Source organism: Clostridium sp. UBA1056 (assembly GCA_002316385.1).
Lineage (GTDB): Bacteria > Bacillota > Clostridia > Clostridiales > Clostridiaceae > Clostridium_J.
In genome coordinates this window covers 26,933-44,376 of sequence record DCDL01000025.1, presented here as the reverse complement: position 1 = coordinate 44,376, position 17,444 = coordinate 26,933, and the positions used below count along the sequence as shown (strand labels likewise).

General features: G+C 28.3%; 16 protein-coding genes and 1 pseudogene. 11 read left to right on the top strand and 6 right to left on the bottom strand.

The genetic code is table 11. The annotated features are described in order from the left end of the window. Positions 1-172: 172 nt before the first annotated feature. The 3 genes and pseudogenes from B3W71_RS19285 (at position 173) to B3W71_RS08910 (ending at position 2,696) form a co-directional block, all read left to right on the top strand. Entirely contained in the window at positions 173-484 is a 312-nt protein-coding gene (locus B3W71_RS19285) for a helix-turn-helix domain-containing protein (RefSeq protein ID WP_414632009.1), read from the top strand. Then, a pseudogene (locus B3W71_RS19280) lies at positions 457-684 on the top strand (transposase); the annotation flags it as partial. The gene B3W71_RS19285 and the pseudogene B3W71_RS19280, both read left to right, overlap by 28 nt. Before the next feature lie 701 nt (positions 685-1,385). Beyond that, positions 1,386-2,696, top strand: coding sequence for a hypothetical protein (locus B3W71_RS08910; RefSeq protein ID WP_346888600.1), 1,311 nt, complete (start codon positions 1,386-1,388; stop codon positions 2,694-2,696). A 204-nt stretch (positions 2,697-2,900) separates the two neighbouring features. Here the strand turns inward: B3W71_RS08910 and B3W71_RS08905 are convergent, their stop codons facing one another. The 3 genes from B3W71_RS08905 to B3W71_RS08895 form a co-directional block, all read right to left on the bottom strand. Continuing rightward, positions 2,901-3,923, bottom strand: a complete 1,023-nt coding sequence (locus B3W71_RS08905) for a branched-chain amino acid aminotransferase (RefSeq protein WP_346888599.1) — start codon at positions 3,921-3,923, stop codon at positions 2,901-2,903. A gap of 349 nt (positions 3,924-4,272) precedes the next feature. Continuing rightward, a complete protein-coding gene (locus B3W71_RS08900; protein ID WP_346888598.1) occupies positions 4,273-4,821 on the bottom strand; it encodes a permease in 549 nt (182 codons plus the stop codon). Then, the gene (locus B3W71_RS08895) at positions 4,818-5,303 is read right to left on the bottom strand and encodes a permease (protein WP_346888597.1); all 486 of its coding nucleotides are present in this window, start codon (positions 5,301-5,303) and stop codon (positions 4,818-4,820) included. Before B3W71_RS08895 ends, B3W71_RS08900 begins: the two co-directional genes overlap by 4 nt. Before the next feature lie 227 nt (positions 5,304-5,530). On the opposite strand from B3W71_RS08895, the gene B3W71_RS08890 reads away from it, so the two are divergent. Further along, a complete protein-coding gene (locus B3W71_RS08890) occupies positions 5,531-6,145 on the top strand; it encodes a DUF488 domain-containing protein (RefSeq protein ID WP_346888596.1) in 615 nt (204 codons plus the stop codon). 82 nt (positions 6,146-6,227) lie between these two features. Here B3W71_RS08890 and B3W71_RS08885 read toward each other — a convergent pair whose 3' ends face one another. Together B3W71_RS08885 and B3W71_RS08880 are read right to left on the bottom strand one after the other, a co-directional pair. Next, positions 6,228-6,695, bottom strand: coding sequence for a DMT family transporter (locus B3W71_RS08885; RefSeq protein ID WP_346888595.1), 468 nt, complete (start codon positions 6,693-6,695; stop codon positions 6,228-6,230). A 57-nt stretch (positions 6,696-6,752) separates the two neighbouring features. Beyond that, on the bottom strand, positions 6,753-7,178 hold the full coding sequence (locus tag B3W71_RS08880) for a DMT family transporter (protein ID WP_346888594.1): 426 nt from the start codon (positions 7,176-7,178) through the stop codon (positions 6,753-6,755). Positions 7,179-7,349: 171 nt separating this feature from the next. Here B3W71_RS08880 and yeiL point away from each other — a divergent pair, with 171 nt between their 5' ends. From yeiL to B3W71_RS08860, 4 genes are all read left to right on the top strand, one after another. Further along, complete coding sequence (yeiL, locus tag B3W71_RS08875) at positions 7,350-8,030, top strand: transcriptional regulator YeiL (RefSeq protein WP_346888593.1); 681 nt, start codon at positions 7,350-7,352, stop codon at positions 8,028-8,030. A gap of 490 nt (positions 8,031-8,520) precedes the next feature. Next, on the top strand, positions 8,521-9,495 hold the full coding sequence (rsgA, locus tag B3W71_RS08870) for a ribosome small subunit-dependent GTPase A (RefSeq protein WP_346888592.1): 975 nt from the start codon (positions 8,521-8,523) through the stop codon (positions 9,493-9,495). A gap of 190 nt (positions 9,496-9,685) precedes the next feature. Then, entirely contained in the window at positions 9,686-11,059 is a 1,374-nt protein-coding gene (locus B3W71_RS08865; protein ID WP_346888591.1) for an MATE family efflux transporter, read from the top strand. 42 nt (positions 11,060-11,101) lie between these two features. Continuing rightward, entirely contained in the window at positions 11,102-13,189 is a 2,088-nt protein-coding gene (locus B3W71_RS08860) for a GGDEF domain-containing protein (protein WP_346888590.1), read from the top strand. A 207-nt stretch (positions 13,190-13,396) separates the two neighbouring features. Here the strand turns inward: B3W71_RS08860 and B3W71_RS08855 are convergent, their stop codons facing one another. Further along, positions 13,397-14,305, bottom strand: coding sequence for a patatin-like phospholipase family protein (locus B3W71_RS08855; protein ID WP_346888589.1), 909 nt, complete (start codon positions 14,303-14,305; stop codon positions 13,397-13,399). A 355-nt stretch (positions 14,306-14,660) separates the two neighbouring features. On the opposite strand from B3W71_RS08855, the gene B3W71_RS08850 reads away from it, so the two are divergent. From B3W71_RS08850 to B3W71_RS08840, 3 genes are all read left to right on the top strand, one after another. After that, positions 14,661-15,323, top strand: coding sequence for a pentapeptide repeat-containing protein (locus B3W71_RS08850; protein ID WP_346888588.1), 663 nt, complete (start codon positions 14,661-14,663; stop codon positions 15,321-15,323). Positions 15,324-15,552: 229 nt separating this feature from the next. Continuing rightward, positions 15,553-16,314 carry a peroxide stress protein YaaA gene (gene yaaA, locus B3W71_RS08845; RefSeq protein ID WP_346888587.1) on the top strand — a complete coding sequence of 254 codons (762 nt, stop codon included), beginning with the start codon at positions 15,553-15,555 and terminating at the stop codon, positions 16,312-16,314. Positions 16,315-16,485: 171 nt separating this feature from the next. After that, positions 16,486-17,391, top strand: coding sequence for an alpha/beta hydrolase (locus B3W71_RS08840; RefSeq protein WP_346888586.1), 906 nt, complete (start codon positions 16,486-16,488; stop codon positions 17,389-17,391). The last annotated feature ends 53 nt before the right edge of the window (positions 17,392-17,444 follow it).

Here is a 17,444-nt window from a genome sequence, read left to right as displayed (position 1 = left end):
TGAGCCACCAGAAGCACTTCATAATGAAGTGCTTTTTTGCTATATAAAATAATAAATTTAATTTATAATATATAAGTTTTATCAAAGAAAATGCATGTATTAAAATACCACTAATATAAAATCAGTTAAAAATCCAAAATAATAAGAAAAGAAATTATGTGAGGATTTTAAAATGGAAATTTTAATATTAAATGATATAGATGGACATGATGAAGAGATTAAGGAACTAAAAATAGCATTAAAGCAAACTAAGAATATACGACTTCATAAAAGGTACTCAGTAGTGTTGCGTCATTTCGAAGGTTTTACCAATAAACGAATAGCTGAAATGGAAGCCTTAGAGCCCCATGCCGTAGGCAATTATATAAGAAATTATAAACTAAAAGGATTAGCTGGTTTGGAAATGAAGTATAGCCCTGGACCACCTAAAAAGCTTAGTAAAGAACAAGAAGATAAAATGCTAGAATCCATCATGCTAAATTAGTACAACCTTTCTTGCTTAAAATGAAGGATAGAATAGAGTTAATGTACCTACCGCCATATAGTCCTGAGCTAAATTTGATAGAGGGGTTATGGGGATGGATGAAATCCTCTGTTATTAACAATGTGTTTTTCCTAACATTATCTAGAGTAAGAAGTGCTGTACAAAAGTTTATTAGACATAAGTTCTCAATATTAGATTAACTTTGACATGAAATGTATTTAAATAATTAAAATAATAGATTACAATATAAAAGAGGGGAAGATTAACTTTAACATAAGATGTATTTAAATCTTAATATTGGAAGTTTAGCTTTTAGACCTTTTTTTGATTAACTTTAACATAAGATGTATTTAAATTATTTAATAAAAAAATAGGAGTTTTTAGCTCGCACGATTAACCTTAACATGGAATGTATTTAAATAGAATTAATGGAGAACTAATTATAAAAACATATGGATTAACCTTAACATGAGATGTATTTAAATAGAAATGAAGGCATTGAAAAATGAGATATAAGCTATGATTAACCTCAACATAAGATGTATTTTGTTGATTTATACTTAGAACTGGCCCACACTTCACCATTAAAATTGACTCTCTAAAAGTGATAACCAGTGATAATATTAGTTATTATCACTGGTTTCTTGCTGTAAAAATAGCATATCTTAAATATTGATATTTTGATGTACATATTTTACACTTAGAATAAACAGAATTCTTTGCTTCAGAGGGGGGTTCTCCTACTGAAGCTTACTAACAGAATTCTTAGTATAGTATTTTTGATACTTAGAATTCGTTGTCNNTATTAGAGCGGGTAGTCATCGGATAAATAGCTAAATGATTCTAAATGATTATACTAGATGGGGAATAACCCCATACAGTTGGAGATGGGGGAATACTTATGATGAGAAAATTGATTCCAGTGGAGTTAATTGCAATTATTTTATGTACTTTTTTGAGCTTTTATCAAGTAGATGTAGAGAAAGAGTATGCTCAGGGGTTTTATAATAATGTAGGTGAGCTAAATAATTATATAAATCCTGTAGAGAAAAGTAGATTATATGAACTTTATAAAGAGATATTTATCATTGAGGAACAAAGACTAGAAGATGGGATAAGTGACAGGAGTGTGAGAGAGGAACGTTTAAAGTTAGAATTTAATGAAAAGTTAAATAAGCTAACTAAGAAGTATAAAGACAGACTTTTAATGGAAAATAACATGGAAGAAGTAGAAGAAATTGATGATTTAGAAATTGATGATTTAGAAAATGTTTATGAAGAAAAAGGAACATTAAGTGAGCAATATGGAGAAAAGGTTATAAATGATTTAAAGAATTATGTAAGTAAAGATGACTATGAAAGTATAATATCTATGAAAGAAAGATTTGAATATGGGGAGGATTTCGATTTCCAATGTGATATGAAGAATATCCTTAAGAAATACACTGATTTAGATTCTGATATGATTATAAATCAAATTGTCCAGCCTTCAGAACTAAAGGGTGTATTTAAAATCAATGAAGACTTTTCTATAAGTTATAAACCAATTAAAGTGCTGACTCCTGAAAAACCATCAGATGAAGTTATAGAAGAAGCTAACGAGATATGGAAAAAGGTTAATGAAATACTGCCTAAAAGTCAAATGAAGTACTTTGAAGATTTTATTTTATTTTCTGATGGGCAATATGATACATTGGCTTATGTGAATATAGTAGAGGATAATTTATCAAAATATGATTTAGGTATAGATTATAAAGATGTGGAAAGTGGAAGAGATGATTTTGATGTAACAGTAATACATGAATTTGGACATGTTCTTACTACCAATGGAGAAGAGGTAGAATACACAGAAAATGTAGATCCAAATTATTATTACGAAGATGGATATTTATCAGCTAAAGAAAATTCTTATTTAAATGAATTTTATATAAGATATTGGGCTGATATCTATGAAGATCTACTTATGGCTGAGAGATTGGAAGATTCAGAAGAAGCTAAAAACTATTTCTATTTGAGACATTTAAATGATTTCGCAAGTGGATACTGTTCTACATCACCAGTAGAAGACATTGCAGAATCCTTTGCTTTATTTGTATTAGAAGATAAGCCAAAAGGTAATAGTCTCCCAGAACAAAAAATAAGATTTTTTTATGAGTTTAATGAGTTTATAGAAATTAGGAAAGAGATAAGAGAGAATTTAAAGATTTCTTAATTATACATAGCAGTATATGCATGGCAGTATAGATAAATATTTAGCCTTGGCAAAGACACCTATAAGTCATAGGCAACCCAATATGGAAAGTAACAGTTATTACTATTATAGAAAATATAGGAAAAGTTAATAATTTGTATGAATAGTAGTGAATATAGAAGAAAAGGCTATTGGAAATTTTTCCAATAGCCTTTATTATAATAATTAGATTTCTACTTCAAATATCCATCCTTCAGGTGCTTCTACATCTCCAGCTTGAATTCCTAGTAAAGTATTGTAAAGTTTTTTAGTTACTGGACCAACTTCTGTTTCACTGTAGAAAACGTGTTTTTCACCGTTGTGGCATATTGCGCCTATTGGAGAGATTACTGCTGCTGTACCACAAGCTCCAGCCTCTGCAAATTCGTCTAATTTATCAATTAATACATCTCTTTCTTCTACCCTCAAACCTAAGTTATTCTCAGCTATATATAGTAAAGATCTTTTAGTTATACTTGGTAGTATAGATGGAGATTCAGGTGTAACAAAGGCACCGTCTTTAGTTATTCCAAAGAAGTTTGCAGCACCTACTTCTTCAATTTTTGTATGAGTTGCTGGGTCTAAATATATACAATCAGCGAATCCAGCTTTAACAGCTTCTGCATGAGGTAATAAGCTTCCAGCATAGTTACCGCCAACTTTAGCAGCACCAGTTCCCATAGGAGCTGCTCTATCATAACCTGAAGTTACAAAATTAACTGGAGTCATTCCGCCTTTAAAGTATGGGCCAACAGGCGTAACGAATATTCCAAATATATACTCGCTAGCAGGACGAACACCTACATTATCACCTACTCCAATTACATAAGGTCTAAGATATAGTGTTGCTCCACTTCCATATGGTGGAATAAATCTTTTATTTGCTTTAACAACTCTTCTGCAAGCATCTATGAAGAACTCTACTGACACTTCTGGCATTAAAAGTCTTCTGCAGCTTTCATTTAATCTTTTAGCATTTTGATCAGGTCTAAATAAGCATACTTTTCCATCTTTATGAGTATATGCTTTTAATCCTTCAAAACATTGTTGTCCATAATGTAAGCAAGTTGAACCTTGACTAATTGTTATTTTATCATCCTCAACTAAATTACCTTCATCCCATTGTCCATCTTTATAATGAGAAATAAAATTAAAATCTGCCTTTAGGTAATTAAAACCTAATTCACCCCAATTGATTTCCTCTTTCATTATAATACCTCCTACTTATATTACTTTAAACCTTTACATTTCTTAATATTGAAAATATTTATTTAAAATATTTAAAAGGTTTAGAATTATATGTCTATATTAATATACTATCACTTTTAATTATTTTATCAATAATTTTTCATTATTATATTATTATATTCGTACCATATATAGATTAAATAAGGCATCTGAAAATAAATAATAACACAAAATAGACGAGCATTCTGCCTTATTTATTTTTTGAAGATGCATAATATTAAAGGAGTTACTAAAACAGCAGAGTTAGGCTAAATTTCAATGTAATGAAATTTAAACCTTAAAGTGTTTTAGTAGCTCCTTAATTTTTCGCCTATACTTCTTCAGTATTATAACGTAAACATAAGTTATTTAAATCTTCTTTTCCCATAAAACTTTCAACTAGATATCCCATAATAATTACTCCAGGTACATCAATTATTAATCTGGCTAATGTGAATGTATAACCTATGGCTGAAATTTCAAAAAGTAAGGTAGAAACTTTAGTAACGCACCAAGCATTCATAAAGATAATGATGTTACTAAACTTAACTCCTTTTTTTAGAAGCATTGCAGTAAAAGGGAAGGCCGCATACATAGGGCCAGCAGCTACAGAGCCAATAAGAATGGCAATTAAAACTCCAGTAAATCCAGAATTCTTACCCATATATTTTATTAAAGCTTCTCGAGAAACCCATACATCTATGAGCCCAAGAAGAATCATAATGGGTGGAAGTACAGATATCATCTGCATAAAGCTAGATTTTGCACTAATAAAGCTTTTAAGTCCCAAATCATAATTAAAAATAAATATTAAGATAAGAATAAATAAACTTATAAGAAAAAAAGAATATCTTTTTAGAATTTTAAGTAATTTTTTCATAATAAGGTTACCACCTTTCCGATAAAGAAAGCCACTACAAAGGCAAAGAGAAAGGCTATAAAATTTCTGAGGAAGGCGGCTTTTTTACCTATATATTTTGCTTCTAAGCTGTAAGTCATAATACCAACCATAGTAAGGGTGGAAATTAAAGCTCCTACTTGAGGATACCCAGCCCCACTTTGAAGTAGGGTATTTCCTAAAGAAAAAGCTACAAAGGTAGGCATAATAGTTATAGAGCCTACAAGAGAAGAAATAACAACACCTAAGAATCCCGAATTTGATCCAATTAATTTAGATATAGTATTAGCATCTACTATAGCAAGGAGTATTCCTACGGTGATAATGATACCTAAAAATTGAGGCATTATGTTTTCAAAGGACTTAAGGGAAATTTTAAAAGCTTTAATAGTCTTCTTCTTATCTTTAATTAAAGAAAGAAGTAGCAGTATTAGGGCTAGAGTATATAAAATAACACCTGTCATAACATCACTTCCAATAAGTATATAAAATATATTATGCTTGTAAATTTATTAGGTTACCTAATCTATAATATATTTATATGTGTTTATAAGTTATAATAAATATTATCACGAAGTATGAAAATATGTTGATGATAAATAATATAGTAAGTATAAAGACTAAACATTACTAATTCAAAATTTAAATATAAGAAATAAAATAAATTATACTAATGAGGGAAGAAAAAATTATGGAGATATTTACAATAGGACATTCTAATTATACTGTAGAGAAGTTAATTCATATGCTAAGATATTATAATATTGACTGTGTAGTAGATATTAGAGGGACCCCTTATTCAAAGTATAATATTCAATTTGATAAGGAAACTATAAGAGAAACATTAACACAGGAAGGGTTTATTTATATCTATATGGCTAAGGAATTAGCTGCTAAAAGAGAAAATAAGATATCCTACTATGATGAAGGTTATTCAGACTTTGAGAAGGTAGTATATGAAGAAGGATTTATAAAAGGTATTGAAAGGTTAAAGGATGGGTGTGAAAAGGGATATAGAATAGCATTATTAGGAGCTATGCAAGATCCTATAAGATGTCACAGAAGCATTTTAGTTGGAAGAGCCTTAAGAGATAATGGATTTACAGTAAGGCATATATTAGATGATTATTCCATAGCTTCTCAAGAGGAGTTAGAAAGAAACTTATTAGATAAATATTTTAGTAATAGAAATCAAATTACTATAGATAACCTCCTTGGAACAGCTCCCATAGAGAAAGAGTTAATAGAGGAAGGATATCGTTTAGCTAATAAAGAAATTGGCTATAGAATTGAACATTTAAAATAAAGATATCTATAAAATAATTCAAGGGACTTTCTTTGACGAAAGCCCCTTATTATGTTGGTTAAAAATCTTAGATTTTTATTACTTATGCTTCGAGAATTTCTTCTTCACTACAGGTAGTATCATTTTTATCCACTATAAGATTATAAGTTAAACCTATAAGAACTAAGATACCTCCAATAATCTTTCCAATAGATACTGTACCTAAGGTGATATAGTCAATTATTATACCCGTAAATAGTTGACCGATAAATATAAATAGTGTTAGATAAAAAGAAGATATTCTAGGAGTCATATAGTTGGAAATAACTATAGTGATAACCCCTAAAAGACCACCTAGATATGCTAAGAAAGGTATTGATTGAAAGTTACTAAAGGATGAAGGAAAGGTTTCCTTGCTAAATATAAGAAATATTATTGAGAATAGTAATCCAACCACATAGTTAAAAAAAGTTCCTTGAAATATGCCAATTCTTTCAGCTAAATTAGAATTTATAGTCCTACCTATAACAATAGTTACTCCAGCTAAAATAGAAATTATAATATATATCATTATTTGCCCTTAATAAAGCTATCGTTAAATAACTTTATTAAAGTTCACCTCCTAGTATTATTTAAAAATAGTCATAACAATGATACCTACAATCATAATTGATAATCCTATGAATTTTTTACCATTGAATTTAATCTTCTTCATTCCAAGTAAGCCATAGTTATCTATTATAATTGAAGAAATTGTTTGGCCGAGTAGTCCTAGAGAAATGCTTAAGGAAGCACCAAGAGCTATAAAGCTTATATTGCTAAAAAGAACTGTAAATACACCCACTGCACCAGCACTATACCATAGAATAGGAATGTTTTTTTCAATTTTTAACTTTGACTTAGTAGCAAATAATACAATAATAATAGTAATTAGACCTATTATATGAATAATTACAGTAGAAGAATAATTCCCTACAGCATTAGATAAGGTTCCATTAAATACAAGCATTACCGAGATTAATGCACCTATAAATACAGAAATAAAAATATTCATGTTAATCCCCCTTTTATTTATATATTGAATTTAGCATAAAGTAGTTGAGAATGACTATGACATATGTCATAGTCATATTAAGAAAACATATAAAATAATGAATAGTTATAATAAATGCCTAAATGATTTTACTTAAGTAATTTGTAACATTAATAAAAATAGGAGAATAATATGAAGAAAATAAATAACCCAGAACTTGTAGACAAATATATAAATAAATATAATATTGATGATATTTTTAGTACTAGTATGAAAGAGCACATGGAGTTATTTCACTTTAAAAGGAACGAATATATATGCAAAGAAGATGAGAATATAGACTATTTATTCTTTTTTGTAGAAGGAAAAGCAAAGATATATATTAGTCTAAAAAACGGTAAATCTCTTTTAATAAACTTTTATTATCCTTTTATGGTACTAGGAGACTTAGAATTAATTAATCTTACAAAGGCAACCACTAACATGGAAGTTATAGAAAATGCCTATTGCATTGGATTACCTTTTAATCAGGTAAGAGATGAGTTATTAAATGATGCTAAGTTTTTAAGGTTCATATGTAGTTCCTTAGGAAATAAAATGGATACTTCATCTAGAAATGGAACAATAAATTTACTATATCCCTTAGAAAACAGGTTAGCAAGTTATATGATGGCAACAAGAGGGAATGGAAATAAAATTCAATTCGATGAGACCTTAACAGAAATTGCGGAATTACTAGGCACTAGTTATAGACATCTATTGCGTACTATAAATAATCTAATAAATAAAGGAGTATTAAAAAAATGTACGTATGGATATGAAGTTATTGATGAAGAAATGCTTAATAATTTATCTGCAGACTTATATAAATAACGGATTATAATAATCGATTTGAACAAAAGTATATTATTTATTAAAGAGATAGCATAGAAAAATAATATTAAATATTTACAAATATGTATATTTGATGTATGATTATTGTAGAGATTAATATAATATAAATATAAATCAAATTTGAAAGGAGTTGTTGTATTATGATGAATATAGAAAGATTAATAATAGATAAATTTTATACAGCCACTCCGGATTTAAGATTTAAATGTAATTCTTAGTTTTATTGGGTTTATATTAATAATTATATTGAGTTTAGAAGCTTAGAAATATAATGAATTATAGTCCTAATTTATAATTATATTTAATTTGAACTTATGCCTTGGAGTAGCTGACTCCAAGGCTTTTTTGTATAAAGATAAAGTATGTGGAGCTATATAATTATTACAACAAAAGCCTCAAGGCATAAGTTCAAATGCATTATTTAAATATAGTAAGTTAAAATATAAAGTTAGAAAGAAGGATTATATAGTTGAAGGAAAATAATATAAATCAGTATTTATTAGGAAGAGTATGTGCTCAGTATAGGACTTTATACAAGGTAGTCACTGAAAAGGGAGAGATATCAGCCACCGTATCAGGAAAGCTACAATATGAATTAATCAATAAAAAGGATTATCCAGTGGTAGGAGATTGGGTTGAACTTGAAGATTTAGGTCATGAAGAAGGAATAATTCATAAGATCCAAAACAGAAAAACTCTTATTTGTAGGAAGGTAGCAGGAGCTAAAAGTGAGGAACAGATTTTAGCTGCTAATATAGATAAAATTTTTATAACAATGTCGCTGAATAATAATTTTAATTTAAGAAGATTAGAGAGATATATTAATATAGCTTGGGATAGTGGTGCTAGGCCCATTATCTTACTAACTAAACTAGATTTGTGTGAGGATTTAGAAGAGAAGCTAATAGAATTGGATGAGGTGGCATTAGGAATAGATAAAATAAGTGTAAGTTCTTTAACAGGTGAAGGTGTGGATATTGTAAGAAATCTTATAGACAGCGATGATACTGTAGTATTTATAGGGTCTTCTGGAGTAGGAAAATCCACTATTATAAATAGATTACTAGGAGAAGAAGTACAAATAACTAAGGAGGTTGGAGAGTATGATAAGGGAAGACATACTACAACTCATAGAGAATTATTTGTATTACCAACAGGAGGAGCTATTATAGATACTCCGGGTATGAGAGAGTTGCAGCTAAGTCAAGGAGATGTAGAGGCTACATTTAAGGATATAGAAGATCTAGCTTTAAAGTGTCATTTTTCAGATTGCAAGCATAAAAGTGAACCAAAATGTGCTATAAAAGAGGCTATTGAAAAAGGGGTGCTATCTCAGGAGCGATTTATTAATTATGAAAAGATAAAAAAAGAAATAGCCAACGAGGAAAAGCGAAGAAAAGCAAAAGAAAGAATAAATGAACGAAAATCTAGAATAAAAAAGTAAAGTGATTTTCTATTAAGGGATAATTATTGTTGACGATAATATAATTATGAAATATAAGAATATGTAAATTTTATTGATAATATATCTAAAATAACCATACATAGGGATATAAGTATGTATGGTTATTTTTATGAGTAAAATATGATATAATAACTTTATTAAATTGGATTAATATGGAGAAAGTGTAAATATGAGAATAACTAGAGACAAGAAATTTTATAAACTACTTTTTAGTATATCAATACCTATAGCTATACAGAATTTAATTACTTTCGCTGTAAGTATGGTAGATACATTAATGGTTGGATCATTAGGCGAAGTCCAATTATCTTCAGTAGCTTTAGCAAACAACTTATTTTTTATTTTAATGATATTAATTTTTGGACTTGCTAGTGGGTCTAATATCATGATATCTCAATATTGGGGGAAGAAGGATGTAAATTCTATTCATAAGATACTTGCAATTGTGTATAGAGTTTGCACTGTTATAATAGTTATATTTATAGCAATAGCAGCGATATTACCAACACAGTTTATGCGTATATTTTCTAATGATGTAGCTGTTATTGAGGGGGGAGCTAGTTATCTTAGGATAGTTTGTATAGGATATATATTTTATGGGTTAACAAACTGTACAGTAATGATGCTTCGTTCTGTGAAAACAGTGAAAATTTCAATGTTAGTGTACAGTGTGTCATTGATAGTAAATGCTTTCTTTAACTGGGTATTTATATTTGGAAAATTTGGAGTTCCAGCATTAGGGATAAGAGGTGCGGCTATAGCTACCGTTATGGCTAGAATTGCTGAATTCGTTATAATTATAATATTTATGGCTTATTTTGAGAAGAAAATAAAACTAAGACCTAAACACCTATTAAAGGTAGATAAGGTTATATTGAAGGATTATGCATCAACATGTACACCAGTATTATTCAATGAATTACTTTGGTCTACAGGCTCTTCTATGATTTCTGTCATTGTAGCAACTATGGGAACAAGTACAGTAGCAGCTAATAGCATAAATGGAGTTGCACAACAATTCGTAACAGTATTTATATTCGGATTATCTAATGCAGCAGCTGTTATAATTGGTAATACTATAGGAGAGGGAAAAAAGGATAAGGCAAAAGAATACGCTTTTACTATAGGTGTCTTTAGTGTAATTATGGGATTAATTGCTAGTGGGATAATCTATTTTATTAAACCTATAATCGTAAATTTCTATAATGTACCAGAAAATACAAAATTAATTGCTATGGAAATAATGAGTGTAACCTCTATTATTGTTATATTCCAAGCTTTAGGAAGTAATATGATGATGGGAGTTCTAAGGGGCGGAGGAGATGCTAGATTTGTATTACTAAATGATATTGTATTTATGTGGTGCGTAGCTATTCCTGGAGGATTTATAGCAGTAAAGTTATTCAATTTACCTATTGTAGCTGTATTCTTTATAATCAGATCTGATGAAATAATAAAATCTTTAGTTAGTATAATAAGAGTAGGTAGTGGAAAATGGGTAAGGGATGTAACTAGAGATTTTGCTATAGAAGAAGGCGTATAATTATAACTTATAATATAAGACTAACAGGGGGTTGCAGAATCTATGTACAAAGATCCAAAAGAAGAAGCACTAAAAAGACTCAAAGAGGACCCGAGTTACATAGACAAATTTGCAGAGTATGCAAAAGTTGAGGTAATAATCAACTCTGAACATGCTAAAAGTATATTAGATGAAGGCTTAAAGATATGTAATGAAAATGGAAACATAAGAGGAGTAGCCTGGTGTAATGGAATTTTAGGATGTTATTTTAGCTATTCAGGTATATATGAAAAGGGAGTAAATAACTTTTTAAAGGCAAATACATTGTTTCGAAGTATTGAGGATGAAGAGGGTAGGTTATATGTTGCTAATGGACTTATGATTTCGTACTTTCAATTAGGATTATATGAACTAAGTACTAAGTGGGGAAAGCTTGCTTTAAAAATAGCAAAAGAGATAAAACATGATAAATTTTTTGTAATAATATTAAATAATATGTGTGTAAATTATTTAAAAATAGGTAAATATGAAGAGGCGAAAAGAATTATAGACTCATTACAGTATATACCATATGGTAACAGAGATGATGTAAAGGTAAGTATGTATCAAGTTATTGCAGAGATTGAATGTGAAATTGGAAGCATATCAAAGGCAATGCAATTTATCAATGAGTCTATGGAAATTTCTAAGAAGAGTAATTGTGATGTAATGTTATGTGAAGCCTTAAGAGTAAGAGGAAAAATTAATTTTAAAGCAAGCAATTATAATGATGCGGAGGCAGATTATTCAGAAGCAATGAAAATAGCTATTAAAGGAGATTATTATGAGGTTCAAGCCAATATATTAGATTCATGGGCTCAATATGATTTAATAAAAGAGAGGTATGATAATGGCATCAGCAAGCTATTAAAGGCTTTGGAAATATCTGAGAAAAATAAATGTGTTTTAATTAGTAGGAATATATATAATCAACTTTATGTTTTAAATAAGAAGAATAATAATTATGAAGAAGCCTTAAAATATTATGAAAAATATATTGATATAAATGATGAACTTAATTGCAAAAGAAATAATTTTAGTTTTGTAAATTTGGAGAACGAGAAGAGTAAGTATGAAGCAGCTATGTTTAAATCATTATACGATGACATTAAAGTAATATCTACTATAGGTCAAAAAATAACTTCAGATCTTAGTTTTGAGAAGATACTAGAAAATACTTATAAAGAAATATCTATGATTATGAATGCAGATGTAGTAGGAATTTCAACTATTAAAGAATCTGATGGAATTTTGGATTATGCATTGTTTATAGATAGAGGGAATAAATTACATCTAAAAAATGTTCATGTAGAAGATGAAGCTAGCTTTGGAGCTTATTGTGTTAGAAATAGATGTACTATTTTAGTTAATGATTTACATAATGACTATACAAAATATGTACCCAAACTTAAATTTGATATAAGTCCTGATAGTACTCAATCAGCCATGTATTGTCCGTTAATTTTAGAGGGCAAGGTTAAAGGATTTTTAAATGTGCAAAGCTATAAGAAGAATGCATATACAGAAAATGATTTAAATAAACTAAAAATACTAGGTTCCTATGTAGCTATAGCACTTGAAAATTCTTATCTATACAATAAGACTAAATACATTTCCTCTCGCGATTTTTTAACAGGTCTACTATCTAGAATGGAGATTTTTGTAGAAGGAGAAAAAGCCTTTAATGAATGTAGGGAAAAAGGAAAAGAATTAGCAGTTATAATGATAGATATTGATGATTTTAAAGTAATTAATGATAAATACGGTCATAGTACTGGAGATTATGTATTAAAGGCTATTGGTAACATAATTAATGAAAAAATAGGGAAATATGGTTTTGCAGGAAGATATGGTGGAGAAGAGTTCCTAATGGTTTTACAAGACATAGATGAAAAAAAAGTTTATTCAATCTGTGAGGATATAAGAGCAGCTATTGGAAGTACCAATATATATTGTGAAAAGAAATTAAAAGTAACTGCTAGTATAGGGATATTTATATACAAAGGTAAGGAAAGTAGTATTGATCAATGTATTAATTTTGCAGATAAGGCTTTATATATAGCAAAGGCAGAAGGGAAAAATAAGATTGTGAAATACCAGAACTATTCTTAAATTATATATAATAAAACAATATTAGTTAAACTTTAGGTTTATAAATAGGAAAAATAAAAAAGTTATTCTATAATAAAAATTAGCATTGTAGAATAACTTTTTTATATAGATAATTAAAGGCAATAGTTTAAGTTTTATTAATATAATTGTTGAATAATTAAAATTCATAAATTCTGAGCTTTGACTTATTTTTAAGTAAATATTGTATTAACGTAAGAAATGATTTTCTATAAATTTAAAGGTTTCAGAAAGGTCTAGGTTATCTACAGCATTTTTAAGTAATGGAACTTTGGAATAGTCATCAAGAGGAATTTTATATTTTAGTATAGGATCTATTCTAAAGTAATTAGAACCTATAAGTTCCCTGCAATATAAGTCCTCTAGAGGAGTATTATCTAGTAGTATAGAAACTAGAGGGGTTTTAACATTGCACATAGGGCTAAGCATCCACTGGAGAGCGCCCCAAGAAGCAGTATTTGATCTGATTTGATTAAGGGTTGAACCTGTGCCTATAGATAATATACGAAAATCTGATAGGGCGTGTTTGGGCTTAAGAAGCTTCATTACAGAAATCATAGAGGCTGTTGTAGGATTATTTACAATTACGCCACCATCTATAAAATTCTTGTAAGAAGGAAAGTAGGTAGGGGCAGCAGAGCTAGCTAATGCTGCATCTACAACCTTAGATGAATATGTTGAGCCATGAGAAAGGTTGTTGAAGAATACAGATTCCCAGTTATTTGATGAGAAACCTTTCACATTAAAGGATGGTATGAATACATATTTTTCAAGATCGCCTAGAGTGAGATCTTCTGGGAAAACAGATAATATCATCTTTTTTAAATTCTTATTATTAAATTTTGGTCTAAAAAAATTTAGGTGAGCAGGAGAAAAGATTTCTTTTATGGTTTCATAGTTATATAGATCATCTACATAGTTTCCATCCTTTCCATGGGCTAGAGCTAGAGCTATTAAAGCTCCTGTAGAAGTTCCAGCAAATAGATTTGTATGTTTTAAAATATCAGGATATTTGTTATAAATGCGTTTTAAGATACGAGTAGATAGAGCACCACGTATTCCACCACCATCAAAGACAATAATTCTAAATGTAGACATTATATACCTCCACTATTATTTATATAATTAGTGTATTAGGATCATATAGGTATGTGCTTATAAATATTATATATTTAAGTAATAAATTTTAATTAAGTATATATTTACTTAGCTTTATTTATATATAAAATATATACTAAAAATGTGATTTATTTGTAAAAACTTTCCTTACATATTATAAAAATAAAAAGTATAATAGTCATATACTATTCCTACTCATGTAGTTTTTTGAAATTACCTGGGGAATAATTAAATATGGTAATAAGATCTAAAACTATGTAAAATTAAAAAGCATGAAAGTTGGTGAAGGCTAGGAGATAGTGTATTAATTGTATGCTACAAGGCTAGAATAAATATGAAAGATAAAAAAAATCAAAGAGATAACAAAGTATTATCACCTAAAATTACATCGATTAATGAAGAAATTTATTTTTTAGAGAGAAATATAAATGATGAGGATTGTTTTAGCAATATAATGGTTCTTGATTTTGATATGAGTAATGAAGGTGCATCTCATGTTGAAGTTTCAGAAGCTATATTTAAAAATATGAATTTTAGAGATGTAAAATTTCCTCATATTGAATTAATAGATGTGAGATTTGAAAATTGTGATTTATCAAATTCAAATTTAAATAATGGAATATTACATAGAGTAGAGATGATAAATTGTAAACTTATAGGACTAGATTTGGCAGATGCAAATCTTCAAAATGTTACTTTTAATCAGTGTAATGGTGATTATAGTAATATATCTTTCTCCACCCTTAAAAATGTTAATTTTATAGAATCATCTTTTAATAGTGTAAGTTTTGAAAATAGTAAATTTTCTAAGGTGGATTTTACCACTGTAAATATGAGACATGTTGATATATCAAAAGCTATGGTAAAGGGAATCGATTTTACTAGTAGTGATATAGAAGGATTAATTGGAGACATAAGAGATTTACATGGTATTATAGTTACTCCTATGCAAGCACTATCCCTTTCAAGAATTTTAGGGATTGTTATTAAGGAGTAAAAGCGTGTTAGTAGAACTCTTAAAAATAACTAGATAAGGTAACCATTTAAAAAGTTAAAATTTAAAATAGGTAAAATGCTATATATTTTAAATGTTATATGGTTAAAATTTTAAAATGTTATGTAGTTAAAATTTTAAAAAGCTGATTATACGGGTATATCACTTGGATTTAGGAGTAGAAGATGCTAAATTCATATAATAATGATTAATTAAAGTTAGGAGAAAACGGATGATAACAATAATATCTTCAACTAAATCCTTGGATTTTGAAAAAGAAATATTTATAGATGAAAGCACTGAGCCTATGTTTGTAGATGAGACAAGGAAATTAGTAAATATACTTAAAGAGTATACCGTTGATGAAATAGCAGAGATGATGAAAGTTAGCAGTAAACTAGCAGAGACAAATTATAATAGATTTCAATGCTTTTATGAAGATAATATAAACACTAGACAAGCTTTCTGGGCCTTTAGTGGAGAAGTGTATAAAGCTATAAATCCTTTTGGATATGAGAAATGGGACATAGAATTTGCCCAAGAGCATATTAGAATTTTATCAGGTTTATTTGGCGTTCTAAGACCTTTAGATAAAATAAAAGAATATAGGCTAGAAATGGCTACAAAATTAAGATGTCTACCAGAAGAAGACTTATATAAATTTTGGACAGAAAAGATTACTGAGAATTTGATTAATGAGCTAAATTATAGAGCGGATAACATAATTTTAAACTTAGCTTCTTTAGAATATTCCAAGGTAGTAAATAGAAATAAGTTAGGTGATATTAAGGTTTATGATGTAGAATTTAAAGAAAATAGAGAAGGAAAATTTAAAATTATAGGAACTTATGCTAAAAGAGCTAGAGGTTTAATGGTAACTTATATTGTTAAAAGCAATATAAACTCCATAGAAGATGTGAAAAGTTTTAAGGATGAAGGATATGCTTATAATGAAGAACTAAGTAGTACCTCTAAGCTAGTTTTCACGAGATAAGGGGCTTTAACAAAATAAGCTAATCTAAATAAATTGAAACTATAAAAAGTGATTATAAATGTATTAACCATAAAGAAATAGGGAATTATTACAATATATTAAATAAAAAACTTGTATTAAAATACAAGTTTTTTTATTTTGAAATATTATAAGGTGAGCTAGGAGCAAATTATGATAATAATTAATATATTAATTGTAATAATAGTGATTTTTATAATAATTATAAGTACTATAAATTGTTTATTTAATTATGCCACCCTTGGTAAAAAGCGTGATAAGGTAGAGACTTTCGAGAATCTTTCTACTATGGGGTTATGCTCTTTAAATGAGTATGAAAAACTAAAATTAGAAGAATTAGTTATAAAAAGTAAAGAGGGATACAATTTAAAGGGATATTATTTAAACTGTAATGTATCTTCAAATAAGGTAATAATACTGTTACATGGCTATCTAGTTGGACATTATAGGTCTTGCCAGTATATAAACTTTTTTATCAAAGAAGGATTTAATATTCTTTTAGTAGATCAAAGAGGTCATGGTAATAGCGAAGGCACTTATGCAACCTATGGAAGATATGAATGCGAAGATTTAGATTTATGGGTAAGTTATATAAAGAAAAAAATTGGAGAAGCATGCTTTGTAGGAGTACATGGTCATTCTATGGGAGCTGCCACTGGACTTATGTACTCAGTTTTAGGAAGAAATAAAATAAATTTTATAATATCAGAAGCTGGGTATTCAAATGTAATGGATGTGGTAAAAGGAAAATTAAATGAATATAAAATTCCATTTTTCCCTTTCTATAATCTTACTAATTATAAAATAAAGAAAATATGTGGATTTTCTTTAGGAGAAGTATGTCCAATGGATATGGTAAGAAAGAGTGAAATCCCAATTATGTTTATTCATGGAGATGAGGATGAATTAATACCATGCTGTATGTCCATGGAAATGTATGAAATCAAAAAAGGAATTAAAAGATTATGTATAATTCCAAATGCTAAACACAACACTTGTTACGCTACGAATAAAGAAAAATATGAAAAAGAAGTAAAAAGTTTTTTAAAGATGATTTAATAATTAAAAATATTTAATAAATGATATAAAATTAATATAAAGTAATAATTTAA

Coding starts and splice junctions, on each gene's coding strand:
- B3W71_RS19285 (WP_414632009.1), top strand. CDS start 173: ATGGAAATTTTAATATTAAATGATATAGATGGACATGATGAAGAGATT.
- B3W71_RS08910 (WP_346888600.1), top strand. CDS start 1,386: ATGATGAGAAAATTGATTCCAGTGGAGTTAATTGCAATTATTTTATGT.
- B3W71_RS08905 (WP_346888599.1), bottom strand. CDS start 3,923: ATGAAAGAGGAAATCAATTGGGGTGAATTAGGTTTTAATTACCTAAAG.
- B3W71_RS08900 (WP_346888598.1), bottom strand. CDS start 4,821: ATGAAAAAATTACTTAAAATTCTAAAAAGATATTCTTTTTTTCTTATA.
- B3W71_RS08895 (WP_346888597.1), bottom strand. CDS start 5,303: ATGACAGGTGTTATTTTATATACTCTAGCCCTAATACTGCTACTTCTT.
- B3W71_RS08890 (WP_346888596.1), top strand. CDS start 5,531: ATGGAGATATTTACAATAGGACATTCTAATTATACTGTAGAGAAGTTA.
- B3W71_RS08885 (WP_346888595.1), bottom strand. CDS start 6,695: ATGATATATATTATAATTTCTATTTTAGCTGGAGTAACTATTGTTATA.
- B3W71_RS08880 (WP_346888594.1), bottom strand. CDS start 7,178: ATGAATATTTTTATTTCTGTATTTATAGGTGCATTAATCTCGGTAATG.
- yeiL (WP_346888593.1), top strand. CDS start 7,350: ATGAAGAAAATAAATAACCCAGAACTTGTAGACAAATATATAAATAAA.
- B3W71_RS08865 (WP_346888591.1), top strand. CDS start 9,686: ATGAGAATAACTAGAGACAAGAAATTTTATAAACTACTTTTTAGTATA.
- B3W71_RS08860 (WP_346888590.1), top strand. CDS start 11,102: ATGTACAAAGATCCAAAAGAAGAAGCACTAAAAAGACTCAAAGAGGAC.
- B3W71_RS08855 (WP_346888589.1), bottom strand. CDS start 14,305: ATGTCTACATTTAGAATTATTGTCTTTGATGGTGGTGGAATACGTGGT.
- B3W71_RS08850 (WP_346888588.1), top strand. CDS start 14,661: ATGAAAGATAAAAAAAATCAAAGAGATAACAAAGTATTATCACCTAAA.
- yaaA (WP_346888587.1), top strand. CDS start 15,553: ATGATAACAATAATATCTTCAACTAAATCCTTGGATTTTGAAAAAGAA.
- B3W71_RS08840 (WP_346888586.1), top strand. CDS start 16,486: ATGATAATAATTAATATATTAATTGTAATAATAGTGATTTTTATAATA.